General features: G+C 38.6%; 12 protein-coding genes. 5 read left to right on the top strand and 7 right to left on the bottom strand.

Annotated elements, in window-relative coordinates:
* Positions 1-327: 327 nt before the first annotated feature.
* The 5 genes from ACHWSC_RS21895 to ACHWSC_RS21875 all read left to right on the top strand — a co-directional run bounded on the left by ACHWSC_RS21895 (position 328) and on the right by ACHWSC_RS21875 (position 3,709).
* Positions 328-978, top strand: coding sequence for a hypothetical protein (locus tag ACHWSC_RS21895; protein WP_394678168.1), 651 nt, complete (start codon positions 328-330; stop codon positions 976-978).
* A 201-nt stretch (positions 979-1,179) separates the two neighbouring features.
* Positions 1,180-1,578, top strand: a complete 399-nt coding sequence (locus ACHWSC_RS21890) for a hypothetical protein (RefSeq protein ID WP_182980963.1) — start codon at positions 1,180-1,182, stop codon at positions 1,576-1,578.
* 20 nt (positions 1,579-1,598) lie between these two features.
* Positions 1,599-1,997, top strand: a complete 399-nt coding sequence (locus tag ACHWSC_RS21885; protein WP_394678167.1) for a DNA mismatch repair protein MutT — start codon at positions 1,599-1,601, stop codon at positions 1,995-1,997.
* An 86-nt stretch (positions 1,998-2,083) separates the two neighbouring features.
* Entirely contained in the window at positions 2,084-2,617 is a 534-nt protein-coding gene (locus ACHWSC_RS21880) for a GNAT family N-acetyltransferase (RefSeq protein ID WP_394678166.1), read from the top strand.
* Between the two features lie 558 nt (positions 2,618-3,175).
* Entirely contained in the window at positions 3,176-3,709 is a 534-nt protein-coding gene (locus ACHWSC_RS21875) for an NADPH-dependent FMN reductase (RefSeq protein WP_201665094.1), read from the top strand.
* A gap of 480 nt (positions 3,710-4,189) precedes the next feature.
* On the opposite strand, the gene ACHWSC_RS21870 is transcribed toward ACHWSC_RS21875, so the two are convergent.
* The 7 genes from ACHWSC_RS21870 to ACHWSC_RS21840 form a co-directional block, all read right to left on the bottom strand.
* Positions 4,190-5,338 carry a TlpA disulfide reductase family protein gene (locus ACHWSC_RS21870; RefSeq protein WP_313183368.1) on the bottom strand — a complete coding sequence of 383 codons (1,149 nt, stop codon included), beginning with the start codon at positions 5,336-5,338 and terminating at the stop codon, positions 4,190-4,192.
* Between the two features lie 8 nt (positions 5,339-5,346).
* On the bottom strand, positions 5,347-6,537 hold the full coding sequence (locus ACHWSC_RS21865) for a DUF255 domain-containing protein (RefSeq protein ID WP_313183370.1): 1,191 nt from the start codon (positions 6,535-6,537) through the stop codon (positions 5,347-5,349).
* 76 nt (positions 6,538-6,613) lie between these two features.
* Positions 6,614-8,062, bottom strand: coding sequence for a RagB/SusD family nutrient uptake outer membrane protein (locus ACHWSC_RS21860; protein WP_394678165.1), 1,449 nt, complete (start codon positions 8,060-8,062; stop codon positions 6,614-6,616).
* 12 nt (positions 8,063-8,074) lie between these two features.
* Complete coding sequence (locus ACHWSC_RS21855; RefSeq protein ID WP_394678164.1) at positions 8,075-11,683, bottom strand: SusC/RagA family TonB-linked outer membrane protein; 3,609 nt, start codon at positions 11,681-11,683, stop codon at positions 8,075-8,077.
* Positions 11,684-11,777: 94 nt separating this feature from the next.
* Positions 11,778-12,917 carry a FecR family protein gene (locus tag ACHWSC_RS21850; protein WP_394678163.1) on the bottom strand — a complete coding sequence of 380 codons (1,140 nt, stop codon included), beginning with the start codon at positions 12,915-12,917 and terminating at the stop codon, positions 11,778-11,780.
* Between the two features lie 96 nt (positions 12,918-13,013).
* Positions 13,014-13,607 (bottom strand): RNA polymerase sigma factor, encoded by a 594-nt coding sequence (locus ACHWSC_RS21845; RefSeq protein ID WP_201670561.1) that lies wholly within the window; start codon positions 13,605-13,607, stop codon positions 13,014-13,016.
* A gap of 176 nt (positions 13,608-13,783) precedes the next feature.
* On the bottom strand, positions 13,784-14,131 hold the full coding sequence (locus ACHWSC_RS21840; RefSeq protein WP_075991827.1) for a helix-turn-helix domain-containing protein: 348 nt from the start codon (positions 14,129-14,131) through the stop codon (positions 13,784-13,786).
* Between the last annotated feature and the right edge of the window lie 147 nt (positions 14,132-14,278).

Here is a 14,278-nt window from a genome sequence, read left to right as displayed (position 1 = left end):
TTTGATGAGGCAATATTAATTGAAATGAAAACATAAAACAGAAAAATGTGACGAATACCACCAAAAATGTGATGAATAAAATTTTTCTGCACCTTATAGCTGGGATTCTATTGTTGTTTCTATAAAATAGAATTTGATTTTACTATCTTTAAGCTGAAAAGTATCAAACCGGCTTTATTAACTTTATTCAAAAAAGACACTACATAATTAATCCACTATTTACACATTCACGTCCGATTTTGCGGTGTTACGGCAAATAGCCAAGATTGCACACAGCATTGGACTGTCAGATGATCTAAATACAGGGATTAAAAAATAATTGATCACATGGATACATATATCGTGTTAAAAAGGTTCTCTAGTTTAGAGGAGGCTCAAGAATGCCGTAAACTACTTTCGGAAAAAGGTGTAACAACGCGGTTGGCAGATAATGTCCCCCCCGTGGATATTACATTTTCAGGAAACACGGCTGGATATCAATATGAGGTTCAAATAGACCCTGCCAATTTCGCAAATGCAGAATCTATTTTAGAAGAGCAGGAAATGCAGTCTCTCCCTTTGGTTGAAGACGACCATTACCTGTATCAGTTTTCCGACGAAGAGCTCTTAGAAATTCTTCAAAAACCCGATGAATGGAACAAATTAGACTACGCACTGGCTAGAGAAATTTTATTAAAAAGAGGGAAAGAGATGGATCAGGAAAAGCTTGATCTTTTGAAACAGAAGCGACTCATGCAACTACGGGAACCGGAACCGCAACAGAAGTATTGGGTTATTTTCGGCTATATTTCAGCATTTCTAGGTGGACTTTTAGGAATTGCAATCGGGTATATGCTGTTTAGTTCCAAAAAGAGCCTACCGAATGGCGAACGGATATTTTCCTATTCGGATCATGACAGAAAACATGGGACAAACATATTCTATATCGGATTATTCGTATTCACAATATCCGTTCTCATCAAAATGCTCTGGGGATGATAATATAAAATGAATACGATTTACATTTTTTAGCGGAACAGCTCAAGTGCAGCTTTGTGACTGTGGTATTCTGTATCCTATCGCGATCTAATTAGTGCTAACGTCAACTGTAAATTTTTAATACTAAAAAAAATACCTATATTTAAGATGACATCTTTATTCTTGAATTATTTTTTGTAAACCTACAAACAAATTAACTTTATGAATAGTTTAAAGACCACAGCCACTCATTTCCGTTATAAAAAGCATCCGGGAGATCTATTCAGAAATACGTCTGTTCAATTATTACCTCATCCCTATAAAAATCAAGAAGACTTTTGGGTATGGTTTCATCCCTCCTACCACCGTAGTGAAGACATTTCAGATTTAGGCGACCTGTACAAACAGCTTCACGATACACCCTGCCAAGAAACGATAACAACATCAAAAAATGAGCTATGTTACGCTGCAGTAGCGAAAGAACATCTCTTTGAAGAAATAAAATCATTGGAACAAAAGATCTATCAGGATTGTTTTGAAAACTTTTATTTGTTAATTATTGAAGGCCGCATTGAGCTGTTTGAAAGTCATCAGATTGAAAGTAAAGAATCTAGTTCCTAATTGTCTATCTTTAAACCGTTATGCATTATTTGACTTGTGCGATTATAAGGAAGGATGATAAGGTACTCATTTGTCAGCGCCCGCCATCGGTGACACATGCCTTAAAGTGGGAATTTCCTGGTCGCATAACCGAGTCCCACCTGCCAACGAAAGCAAATCTGTCGCTCAAAATCAGGGAAGAGCTAAGTATAGATGTTCTTGTCGGAAGGCCCTTAGAGATGACGCAACAAGCCCATAAAAGTCCGGCACCTTGTCGCTATCCTGTTCTCTGCACCTTTTCTTCTGGCGAAGTTGACATGCTAGAATATGTCCAAGCAATATGGGTCTCCTCGGCAGAACTATCGCATTTTGATTGGACCGATACCGATCGACCAATTGTAGAAGAGTATTTTACAGTTATTACACCCGAAAAAATATAAGGAAAAGAATCTCATAAAACTTCCCTACATTTATAAAAACTAAGTAACCCCTAATTTCATTTTTGCCATACTGAAGACTTAATCAGATGAAAGATTTCCCACAATTAGAGACAGAACGACTCATTCTTAACGCAATAGACCCGACTGATATTCCACAGATTGTAGACTATCTGCAAGACAAGGTCTATTCGGACTTTACATCAAATATCCCCTATCCCTACCGAAAGGAGGATGCTGAATACTGGCTTAAATTAGCGGAAGAAGCATTTGCCAATCGTAAAGGATTCACTTTTGCTATTCGAAATAAAGATAAAAAACTGATCGGAGCTATTGGTCTGCATGATGAAGGCTCGGATAAGGCTGAGTTGGGATACTGGATAGGTATTCCTTACTGGAATAAAGGTTATGTCACTGAAGCTGCAAAAGCAATCATTGATTTTGGATTTAAAGAATTAAACTTTAACAAAATCTTTGCGACCTACTTCCCTCATAATCCAGCATCGGGAAAAGTCATGGAAAAAATAGGAATGAAAAAAGAGGCACTGTTAAAACAACATCTAAAGAAAGACGGCCGCTATTACGATATTTCATTATACGCTATTTTTAGAACGGAAAAATAAAACAGCAATTTCTCATGGATAAAAAGAATATCAAGTTGCACTGTGATCATACATTTCCTATACTTATTCTTCTTTTTGGCTGTATTGCTATATTCCCAATAATAATTTCTAAGTATTCCATTTCTCTGTTAGGGATAATATGGGAGACTTGCTGTGGGCTCATCATATTTACTGGCGTTTGGAGATTTGAGCACTTCGAAATATCTGGAGATACACTTACCAAAGTAAACTTAGGTGGATTATATCGAAAGGATTTAAATATGTGTCATATAACCAGATATACAAAAAAAGTGATTGATATGAATCACTTTCGGAATCCGTTTAATATCATAAAGTTATTCAGTAAGGAGGAAAAATATTTTAAATTCAGAACCATAAAACTTCAGGCAACAGATAATTTAATCATGATAATAAATGAACGAAATATGCATAGCGAGGACTTCAAAAAATTATACCATATAATCAAAACCTATCAGAAACGACAAGTCAATTCTAAATCTCTAATTGTTTCGAGAAATTGACTAAATTTAAACAACCGATAATCATAAAGGATAAAACATGAAAATATTTGCATTCGCTGGTAGTAATTCTTCCACATCAATTAACAAACAATTGGTCAAATTTGTACTCAAAAGCTTCGAGGGGCACGAGGTTAATTTGATCGACCTGAATGACTATAACATGCCTGTCTTTTCTGTAGACCTAGAAAAGAATGGGTTCCCACAGGAAGCACAGCTTTTCCTAGATCATATAGCCTCCAGTGACATGATCATTTGCTCCCTCGCAGAGAATAATCGCTCCTATAGCGTAGCATTTAAAAATGTATTTGACTGGGCATCTAGAATAAATGTTAAAGTTTTCCAGGATAAACCCATGTTGCTTATGACAACTTCACCAGGAGGTTATGGTGGCGGAAATGTGATGGCCGAAGCGCAGAAATTTTTCCCGCAGTTTGGAGCGATCATCAAAGAAACATTTTCGCTTCCCAAATTTTACGAAAATTTTGATCAGGATAATGGTGTAATCAGTCCTGAACACCTCAATAGTCTGAAGGAAAAAATAGCAGACTTTAAGCAACAAATTTCCTCCTAGTGGCATTCCGCTAAAAATCTATTTGCCTTTTCGTGCATTCTGCATAACTTATGCCGATGTACTGAGTACATATTACTTTGCATATTATTGACTTTTTGCTTACCTTTTCTTTGCTTTGAAAGCAAAGAAACACCAATAAAACACCAATAAAACGACAAAGAAATAGCAAAGAAGAAGCGAATCAGCCCCCTAGCAATCCCAAAGGAATAGCAGAGAAACAGCAGAGAAACACCAAAGAAATAGCAGAGAAATAGCAGAGAAATAGCAGAGAAACACCAAAGAAATAGCAGAGAAACAGCAGAGAAATAGCAGAGAAATAGCAGACAAACACCAACGGAATAGCAGACAAATGGCGAATAAGCGGCAAGCCCTTACCTTAGCCCCCCAAAGAGCAGCGCTATAACAGAAAACTGACCCCATAGCGATAGCAGCTATTAAGGGTTCATAATTAAGGAGGGGCGATTTGCCCCTCCTTAAAATTTATTTAAGAAGCTCTTCGAGTTTCTCTATCAACTTTACTCCTTTTAAGTTGATTCCAACAATCTTACCTTCGGGAGAGATGAGGTAATTTTGCGGGATAGCCTGAATACCGTACAATTGAGCGGCTTGATTTTGCCAGCCATTCAGGTCCGACACCTGAGGCCAGGTTAATCCATCTTGTTCAATTGCTTTCATCCAGTTATCTTTCTTCCCGGGTTTATCTAGTGAGACACCCAGTATCTCAAATCTTGATCCTTTAAACTTTTGATAAGCTTTAACCAAATTAGGGTTCTCAGCGCGGCAAGGACCACACCATGACGCCCAAAAATCCAATAGCAGGTATTTACCTTTAAAATCTGAGAGTTTTAACTCTTTACCTTCAGGAGTTACTTGTGCAAAGTCTAAAGCTGGCTGTCCAATTCCTAGCTTTTTTGCCAGTTGAATATCTGCTTCTAATTTTTTCCCAATTGCTGTCTGCCTTAATCTTGATGACAAATTGAAAAACAAAGGTTCAGTGGTAACCACATTATCATCGTAGCCGGCAACTTCCTGCAAGGCCAATAAACTGAAGTAATTGTCTGGATTATTGACTATAAAATTTCGTTGCGCCTTCTTACGCTCTGTTTCGATCTTGTCTATTTCTAACCCAATTTGGTTGAGTGCACTTTCATCACGATTTTTTGCTTGATACAGATCAGCTCTTTTAGATTGCTGAACCATGAGCTTCTTGTCGTAGGAGCTTAAATAATCTTGATACTGCTTATAGGCTACCTGTAGTTTCCCGCCTTGTATCAGGGAAGACTCGAAAGGACTTTGAACAGTGATTTGCGTATTGGGTTCCTGAGGGTCTACATAAAATGTGAGACGCTCCATCGGTCCACCTTTGCGATTAAAGAAGGAAGCCCCATCTTTAGAATAAAATAACATGACTTGCGTTGGTTCCATGATTTCCCCTTTATAGATAACTTCATTGGGACCAAAATTAATAGAGTCAATTGTCAATTTTCTGTCCACGATGTAGCGAACGAATGCTTTAGATTTTGCAGGAAATTGTTTCCCCTTTATTGTTAATTGAAAACGCTGTCCTTGAGCCAATACTGTCCCGAGACAACTTAAAACCAAGAATAACGATGTAGCTATTTTTTTCATGTTGATAATTACAGTGCTTTAGCACGCGCCACAAGAGCATCGGCCAGTTTAATAATTTTTGAAGTTTCCAGTTCAGCCAAGCCACGTGCAGCTTCCGCCGCTTGAACGGCTTCTTTCTTTTTCTTTAATGCGATGCAAATATCGGCCAATGTTCCTTGATTAGAATAGCTTGATGGATTCAATACAACAGCCTGTTTAGCCAGCACATAGCATTGTTTTAGGATAACTGGATCTGCAACAGTTCCCTTCGCATTGGCATTGCGGCGGGCAATAAAACTCAACCGTTCATCTTCATTCTTGAGCAGGCCTTTTCTCAATGTATTCGTAAGGACAACAAACTCCTTATCGGTTCCATGTGCTGCAGTCCACTCTACTTTATACAATGCAGCTTCAATTTTTTGTTCTGGATCTTTTAACCCTTCAAAGTAGGCTACGCCAGCATTAAATTCATCTACTTTATGCTCTCTAATATAGCCATACATGGCATAACGCAGCAGCTGGGCCTCCTTTTTTGCAAAATCTGCAGGCGTCGCTATACTTTTAAAATAAGCTTTGTTCGACTCAAAAAATTTACCGTAGCGATCATCCAGGCTTTGTGCCATCATTTTTATGGTCTCCCATCCATTTGGGCTCTTCAAGAATTCATCGGTAGCCACGCTGTCCAATGCCTTTTTTGCTGCATTTGCTGCTTGATTATCGGTTTGTTCCATCACTTTAATATAGCGGATCAGGAAATTCGATTCCCGCATACCCAAATCATACGATTTACGCAAATTGGGGATCTGAAAATTAGGATCATTAGCTTGCTGTGCCTGTTTCAGGAAAAGATCAGCTTCCATGCGAGACTGGGTTCTGTAGATCAATGTCCCCTGTCCATCTAAAAATAAATAAGTAGGAAAACTTCTGATTTGGTATAATTTAGCAATATCTACACCTTCTCCTATCTCACAGTCAAATTTAGTATTGATAAACCTGCTGTTAAAATAACGAGCCACTTCAGGCTGTGAAAACACATTCCCTTCCATCCATTTACAAGGAGCACACCAGGAGGTAAATCCATCCAGGAAAATCAGCTTATTTTCCTGCTTAGCCAATTTCTTTGCCTGATCAAAAGTGATCTTCTGAAACTGTATATGTTCTTGCGCAAGCAATAGCATCGACTGCGAAAGAGCCAGTGCTGTCAATAGTATCTTTTTCATCTTTTTTTATTAAGATCCTAATCAATTTCTATGATCATAGAAATTGATTAGGATGAGCGGTCTACATCTAATTTTGTTATCGTTCGTATTGTGGAATTCCGGGATTCAAGGAAAGTACCTTGGGCGGAACTGGAAGTATCATCCGGGCATCCGTGGATTCCATTTCGAAAACTTTCCCTGCTAATGGATGTTGGATTGACTTTTTAAAATTGTCTGCTATAGCGAGTCGTTTCAAATCAATCAGCCTATCGGATGCCATAAATGGCATCTCGCGACGTCTTTCGTCAAGTACCGTCTGTAAAACAACTTTTGGATCCGTTGAGGTTAACGCTTTATTATTCTCTATTCGGCTATTTCGTAATGTATTCAAGAAACCTAGGGCCTCGGTCGCATTACCTGTTCGAACAGCGGCTTCTGCAGCAATCAAAAACAATTCAGGTGTATTAAATCCAGTGCTAAATTCGACGTAGGGAGCAAAAAGAACCCGTCCTGGAAATTTTACAATAGTAGCACCTAAAGAAGCCTGATCGCGACAGAAAAATAATTCATAACGTTTATCCTTTGCACCTGCAGGCAAATCTTTAACATAAGTATCAATCAGCTCTTTAGAGGCGTAAAATTCGGCATTGGGACTACCTAATGAACTTGTTCCTAACCGAGACCATACGGCCTCCGTATTAGTTCTGGAGTCGGGAAATTGGACAGAATTATCTGTTTTTAGGCAAACCCGTCCCCAAGTCGTCTTATCCTTATTGGTATATAAACTATAATCGATGAGCGTTTTATTGACCGCAAGTGCTTGTTTTGCATTCTCAAGGGCCTCTTTATATTTTCCCTGATAGAGGTAAACACGGCTTAGAAAAGAGAAACCGACTGAACGCACTGCTTGAAATCTATTTGACTGCACTGTACTCAAATTTGGCAGCGCATCATTAAGATCGCTAATTACCTGATCATAGATCGCCTGAACAGACACGCGCTCATATTTTTGATTGATATCCTCTTTCAGTACCAAAGGTACCCCTAGATCTTTTGTTGCACTTGCAGGATTATAATGCGCGGCATAGATATTCACTAGACTAAGGTATTCAAATGCACGACCGACCTTAGCCTCAGCCCAAACCCTTTTCTTTTCTGTCTCGGAACCCTCTTTTGCTGCCAATACATTATTAATAACAACATTGTAAGTGAATATATGGCTATAAGCCGATTCCCAGTATGGATCATACTGGCCATCTTCAAATATAGCACCGTGGGCAAAGCTATAGAGTTGTTTTTTCACATAGTCATAATAGTCATAGCTTGCTGCTGATTGTACATCCTGAGGGTCTCCGGACTGTAAATTATCTACTAAATAGTTCGGATAGACAGCGGAAGCTCTTACTAAAGATTGATCGTTTAGAAGCAATTTGTAATCATTCAGATTCTCTGGAATTGTAAAACCTTTAGGTTTGATATCCAGATATTTACTACAGCTATTCAATGTCAATAAACCGAATAGCAATCCTATATATATTTTTCTCATGATATTTTCTTATTAAAATCCTACAGATACACCTAAATTGTAAATTATTGGTGCTTGTATACCTCTACTTGGACTCGTTACCGTACTATACCCAGCCCAAACCTCGGGATCGAGATTATCCTTGTTAGCGACCCAACGCCATGCATTCAATACCTGTCCCGTTAGACGCACATAAGAAAGTTTTGTCGGTGCAATCCATTGTGCAGGAAGATTGTAGGATAATGAAATATCGCGCAATTTAATATAGTCAGCCTTCTGAACAAATTTATGTGCAGCATTGAAAATATCGGAAACATTGCCTGAAGCAGCAGAAACAAATGCAGGAGCAATATCAGGGTTACTTTCGTCACCAGGGTTCTTCCAATAATTCAACCATAATTTGTCGAAGTTACTATTGTAGTTAAGCTCCGCGTATTTACTCAGGAACTCTGGATGAACTCCCCGCATCACATGACCACCATTGAAAATGAACATAAAGGAAAGCGTCAGATCTTTATATCGAAATCCATTTCTGAAAGAAACAGTGTAGGGAGGTACTGTCGTACCTTCATAGATTAAATCATCGACAGTCAATTTTTGCGTGGTCTCGACCAGACTACCATCAGCCTTTCGTGCCAAAGGCCGTCCCTTATCATTTAATCCCGCATAATCTATGCTATATAAACTACCCATTGGGATTCCAACACGATTTTGAGGAGCATAATAGTAGTAATACGGTGTATTCTGCTCAACGTAGAGGTCTGTGATCTTGTTTTTGTTGTAGCTAAAATTTATTGTGCTGTTCCAACTGAAGTTTTTACGTTGGATCACTTTACCATTCAGCCCCAACTCGATCCCTCGATTCTGCATATCAGCATAATTAAGCAACACCATATCCCATCCCAAGGTTGGATCCAATGGCGTATTCCCCAATAAATCAGAAGTTTTTTTATTGTAGATATCAAGGGTAGCCGTAAGTCTATCTTTAAATAGTGAGAAATCAAATCCAACATTGAATACTTTTGTTCGCTCCCATCGCAACAATGGATTAGGCGGAGAATCAATGTAGGCTTGCATTTCACCGTTAAAGTAGTTCAGATTGTTATTCACCCTTGAAATCAAATATGGTCCATTATCCTTTGGCACATTTCCATTTACGCCATAAGTCGCACGCACCGACCAACGATCTAATGGTTCCCAATCAATTTTTGGCAGATGATATAAAGCGCCTATGGACCAAAGAGGTTTGTATTGATTTTTGATATTTGTGCCAAACAGATTAGATTGATCCATCCGGATGCTTCCACTCAAAGTCAACTTACGATCATAGGTATAAGATCCATTGGCATAGAAGGAAACAAATCTATCGACTAGATCCTTAAATCCAGTCTCTTTTTTCGAAATAGTATAGCTATTAAAAAGTGCCTGTGTATTTTGGATCTGAATACCAAAAAGCTCTTCATTAATCCCCTTATAGACTAAACTGCTTTCATCGTACCCGTATTTATAAATATTTGTATAACGATTGTTAATTTGCCTGCGCTCAGCACCTGCAATAGCTATAATTTCATGTTTATCCCGACTGTTATATTGATAATTGAATTGACCACGTAAGGTATAGCTGTTGACATCGTTACGTTGTTCGGCAAATTGTCCCCCCTGCGGAATATTGCGCTTGATTGCCCCGTCCTTTCCAATTTGGGTCGCGTCATTGACCATACCTACAACGGACTGGGAATTTTTCCTATTTAAAGTTCCATTGTACCCTTCTGTTCTTTCACTTTGATAGGATAGATCGAAGTCCAACCCTTTAACTAGCTTAAAGTTGGCAGCAAAATTTAAATTAAGGTATTTATTATAGAACTTTTCATGAATCGCTGCGACGTGATTTAAAGGAATATAAGTTTCATCTTCCAGTCCCAAGGCATTCAAACGATCAATCTCAAATTGCGATTTTGAATTATACCATTGCGCCGGAGAACCGTCTTCATTTTCAAGAAGATAATAGGATGCCTTGCCCCCCATATAGTTATCGTAGAAATTGAAGCCAATATCGCCTTCTCTATTTTGATTTTTCCCTAATACGTTTGCGCGTAAACTAAACCAATCGGTAAACTTAAAATTATTTTTCAGACTGAATCCCAGCTCCTTATTTGTTGCACGGCCTTTATTATAATCTCCTGGTTGGGTATAATTGAGGGAATAATGATAGGTATAACGATCGGAGCCTCCAGAAACAGCGAGGTTATGTTGCTGATCGAATCGAGTAGTGTTCAGAAACTTATCCATTTGACTGAAGCGGTCACGATTTCGGTATACATCCAGACGTTTTTCCATCTCTTCTTCTGAAATAAGACCACCTTTACGATCGTACAAAATCCGATACACATCATTCATTGCTTTTCTAGGATCAATAACAGCATAATCGCCCGAACGATAATTAAACATTTCTTTTTGAAAGTTGACCAGTTCAGCACTGCTCATCTGATTAAGATAGCTACGGCTTGGAAGTCCCCTAAAAGAAAGTGTATTGCTATAGTCGATCTTTGTTTTACCTGCGGAGCCTATTTTTGTTGTGATCACAATGACACCATTGGAGGAACGTACGCCGTAGATAGAGGCTGCCGACGCATCTTTTAAAACGGTTATAGCAGCGATATCATTGGGATTAATGGCTGTTAAGTCGCCTTCAAAAGGCATACCGTCAACGACGATCAGAGGCGCAGCCTGGGCATTGATTGTAGATCGTCCGCGAACCTCGATACCCAGATTATTTTTATTATTCTGCGGACTTGACGTATTCCGAACCAAATTTAGTCCCGGCAACAATCCATCGATCCGGTCCAGCAAATTAGGCTGGAGCCGTCCTTCCATGTCTTTGGCAGTGACCTGCGCAATTGAACCTGCTGCTCTTTCTTTGCTTATTTTTTGGTATCCTGTATTGACCGTAATATTTACTTCCTGCAATTGCTCATCCAAGGCTCTTAAGGTAATCGTACCCAAATCGGACTTAGCTGCAATCGTAAGCGGAGCAAATCCGACCATTGTAATGTCCAAAAAGCTATTTGAACTAACACCGTCAATTTCAAAATGTCCTTTTTGATCTGTAACGGTCCCTTTTGGAACACCTTTTACACGAATCGTTGCACCTTGAAGTGGTCTGTTGTTATAATCGACAATAAAACCTTTTACCGTCATTAACTGATTAGCGATCGATCGTTGTGTTTGTTGAGATTTTTCATGTACGACAATAATCTTCCCCTTGATCTCAAAATCGAGATCCAAATCGTCCAATAACTTCCCAAGTGCATTTCCTAACGATTCCTTTTTAACAGTTAAGTTAACCTTTGTATCTGGGTCGATGGTTGTGGCCGCCCATACATAAGAATAGCCGGTCTGCTTATTGATCTCTGAAAAAACCTTTCTCAATGACACAGATTTCTCATGTATCGATATGTCCTGTCCATACGTTTTAGCTCCAACATGAAGCAGACAACAAGACATCATGATGGTTGTAAGCGATATGCGCATAATGTTTCCCCTCCATTGCGGCCTACCCCAAATATCTGGGCGATCGCTGTTTTTCATTTGTTGCGTTTGATCGTGTAGGGCACGACCAAGTTGTGCATAATTTTTATACATTTGTTTTAGGTTAAGAATTAAAATTCTGTTACAGTTAGAATTACTTGATCTGAAGCCCTAAATGTTGCAAGCGTTTAGGGTTTCTTCTTTTCATTTAGGTTGTTTTGTCTACATAAATGGTCTTTCCTTTAAATTTAAACTTAATTTTCCCTGTACTCTCCAGTACGTTGATGATATCTTTCAGGCTGCTGTTACGCGACAACATCGCTTCAAATTTTTCCGATTTTATTTGGTTATCGAGATAGACGACATCTACGTTATACCAAGACGCCAACTCATCCATTATACCCCCTAAAGCTTCCGAATTGAACACAAAATATCCGTCTTTCAATGCGTTACGCACGTCAAGATCAATTATTCGTCGTTCGATCTGCCCGAGTTTGATATAAGATTCTTCCCCTGGCAACAGTATAATTTGCCTGTCGCCCTGTCGAACCCGAACTTTACCTTCGTATAATGTCGTTCTAAAGTCTTCTAGATTCTTGGTTGATTTCACATAAAAATGTGTCCCCAATACAGAGATATTGACCTTCCCTGCTTGTACCACGAAAGGTTTCAATTTTGGGACCTCACCTCCCCATGGCAAATGTTTCTTGGCAACTTCGAAGTAAGCCTCCCCCACTAAACGAACTTCCCGCATACTATCTATTTCATAATAATCTAACTTCGTTTTGGCATTCATCCATACCTTGGTCCCATCAGGTAATACCATGGTCATTTTTCCCCCTTTGGGTGTTGTCGCGAATAAGCTATCCGTTTGGCTGGTTCTATTTTTCATGGGAGCAGCAAACGATAATAAAGTATCTCCTGGAACCATCGAAATTGAATGTCCATCTCCCAGACGAACTACCCCCGTCATTTGAGCGGGTTGAATATCTTTATCCGGAGTCTCCTGATATACCGTATCCGAAAGATTATGGATAAAAAATAACACCAATAATCCTATCAGTACTGCTGCAATACCGTAAGACCACATGCGTTTATAAAAAGGTTTAGTGTATGGGGTATTGAGGTAATCTTGTTCAAAGAGGGCAAATGATTCCTCCCAATCATAACGGGCTATCCCGTCTAAATCCGCTTGCATTTGATCTTTGTTGTCAATGAGATCACATAGCCCCTTATTTGCATCCGTTTCGGACCTCCATAAGTCCAACTGCAATTTTTCGTCATCGCGCAATCCTTCCAGCTTAGATTTGCTCAGTAAATAAATGATATGTTGGGGTATTTGCTCCATATTGCTCTATATACTTAAAACAATATTTTGATTTCGTTTCTCTAAAAAGATGGCAGATATTTCCACAAGAAACTATGTATCAGAAGTATAAATTTTCTAATAATAGAGTAAAAGCAAAAGTAGGCAAAAAAACTGGTCAGGCTTGAGTCTTAATCTCAAAAGTTCAATTCCTCTTTTCTTTTGATTGTAGATCGTACTAGTGGTTAGTCCTAAGGAGATTGCTGCTTCCTGTGGGCTTAGATCTTCAACAATCAACTTACGCATCACTTGCTTACACTGCTCAGGCAGCGTATCAATGGCATCATGGATCGTTCGAAGCGTTTCCATATAGATCATTTGATGGCTGATCGGTAAATCGACCAGATCAACTTGTGACGTATAAAAATTGTTTTTTTGTTGAATCCGATTTTCTTTTTGAATCCTGTTTAAAGCGGCGTTTCTACAGCTTGTGTAGAGAAAACCACGGATTGATTCAACATGATCAAAATCAATCCGGCGCTCCCAAAGCTTTAAAAATACGTCCTGCACTATTTCTTCGATGGTACCTTTATCAAGATTCATCTTTTCTAAAAAATAGCACATTGGACTATAGAAAGTTTTGTACAGAAACTGTAAACCATCCCTTCTGCCCTCTCGAAACGATTTTAAAAAATCTTGCTTGCTAAATTCTTGGTTTACCTTGTTTTTCACAATTCAATATTACTTAAATTTTAAATAAATATGAAAATTTCATTTATTGTGACCAACAATCCTGCGCTGGCAAGCGATAGAAAACGTACAGGCCAAACCGGTTGACAAGATACTATTCCATTCGATAGCGATTGGCGTAAATACGAAGCAAGATCTATGTATTTAGATTATAATTTCTACGCGATCAATTCAGTTGACACAGGCTCTTGATAGTAGGCTTCATTCCATTTTGCCAATTGGCACATAATAGGTATTAATGCCTTACCTTTTTCTGTCAAAGAATACTCTACACGTGGCGGAAGCTCCCTGTACTCTTCTCTCAAAATTACACCATCCTCTTCCAATTCTTTTAATGAACTGGTCAAGACTTTCCGAGAAATGTTTTCGATAAGCGCGTCCAATTGGCCAAATCGGGCTTTTCGATCACGCAAAGTATAGATAATCACGGGCTTCCATCGGGTACCTAAAATTGCCATAGAACGCTGCATGGCGCAGGAACAACTTTTAAATTCAGTCCTTTTCATTTGAATATATTCAAAATAGTTACGCAAAGGTAACTAGTTTATACCAATAATAGTTACAAATATATACTATTTAAAATATCTTTGTGAAGATTCACGATTTAAAACAAGAAAAATGAGCATACAAACACTTTTTAATCCATTTGAGTA

Source organism: uncultured Sphingobacterium sp. (assembly GCF_964277905.1).
GTDB lineage: Bacteria > Bacteroidota > Bacteroidia > Sphingobacteriales > Sphingobacteriaceae > Sphingobacterium > Sphingobacterium siyangense.
Note: the sequence above shows the minus strand (reverse complement) of the source record. Positions and strands in the feature narration are given on the sequence as shown.

Coding starts and splice junctions, on each gene's coding strand:
- ACHWSC_RS21895 (WP_394678168.1), top strand. CDS start 328: ATGGATACATATATCGTGTTAAAAAGGTTCTCTAGTTTAGAGGAGGCT.
- ACHWSC_RS21890 (WP_182980963.1), top strand. CDS start 1,180: ATGAATAGTTTAAAGACCACAGCCACTCATTTCCGTTATAAAAAGCAT.
- ACHWSC_RS21885 (WP_394678167.1), top strand. CDS start 1,599: ATGCATTATTTGACTTGTGCGATTATAAGGAAGGATGATAAGGTACTC.
- ACHWSC_RS21880 (WP_394678166.1), top strand. CDS start 2,084: ATGAAAGATTTCCCACAATTAGAGACAGAACGACTCATTCTTAACGCA.
- ACHWSC_RS21875 (WP_201665094.1), top strand. CDS start 3,176: ATGAAAATATTTGCATTCGCTGGTAGTAATTCTTCCACATCAATTAAC.
- ACHWSC_RS21870 (WP_313183368.1), bottom strand. CDS start 5,338: ATGAAAAAAATAGCTACATCGTTATTCTTGGTTTTAAGTTGTCTCGGG.
- ACHWSC_RS21865 (WP_313183370.1), bottom strand. CDS start 6,537: ATGAAAAAGATACTATTGACAGCACTGGCTCTTTCGCAGTCGATGCTA.
- ACHWSC_RS21860 (WP_394678165.1), bottom strand. CDS start 8,062: ATGAGAAAAATATATATAGGATTGCTATTCGGTTTATTGACATTGAAT.
- ACHWSC_RS21855 (WP_394678164.1), bottom strand. CDS start 11,683: ATGTATAAAAATTATGCACAACTTGGTCGTGCCCTACACGATCAAACG.
- ACHWSC_RS21850 (WP_394678163.1), bottom strand. CDS start 12,917: ATGGAGCAAATACCCCAACATATCATTTATTTACTGAGCAAATCTAAG.
- ACHWSC_RS21840 (WP_075991827.1), bottom strand. CDS start 14,131: ATGAAAAGGACTGAATTTAAAAGTTGTTCCTGCGCCATGCAGCGTTCT.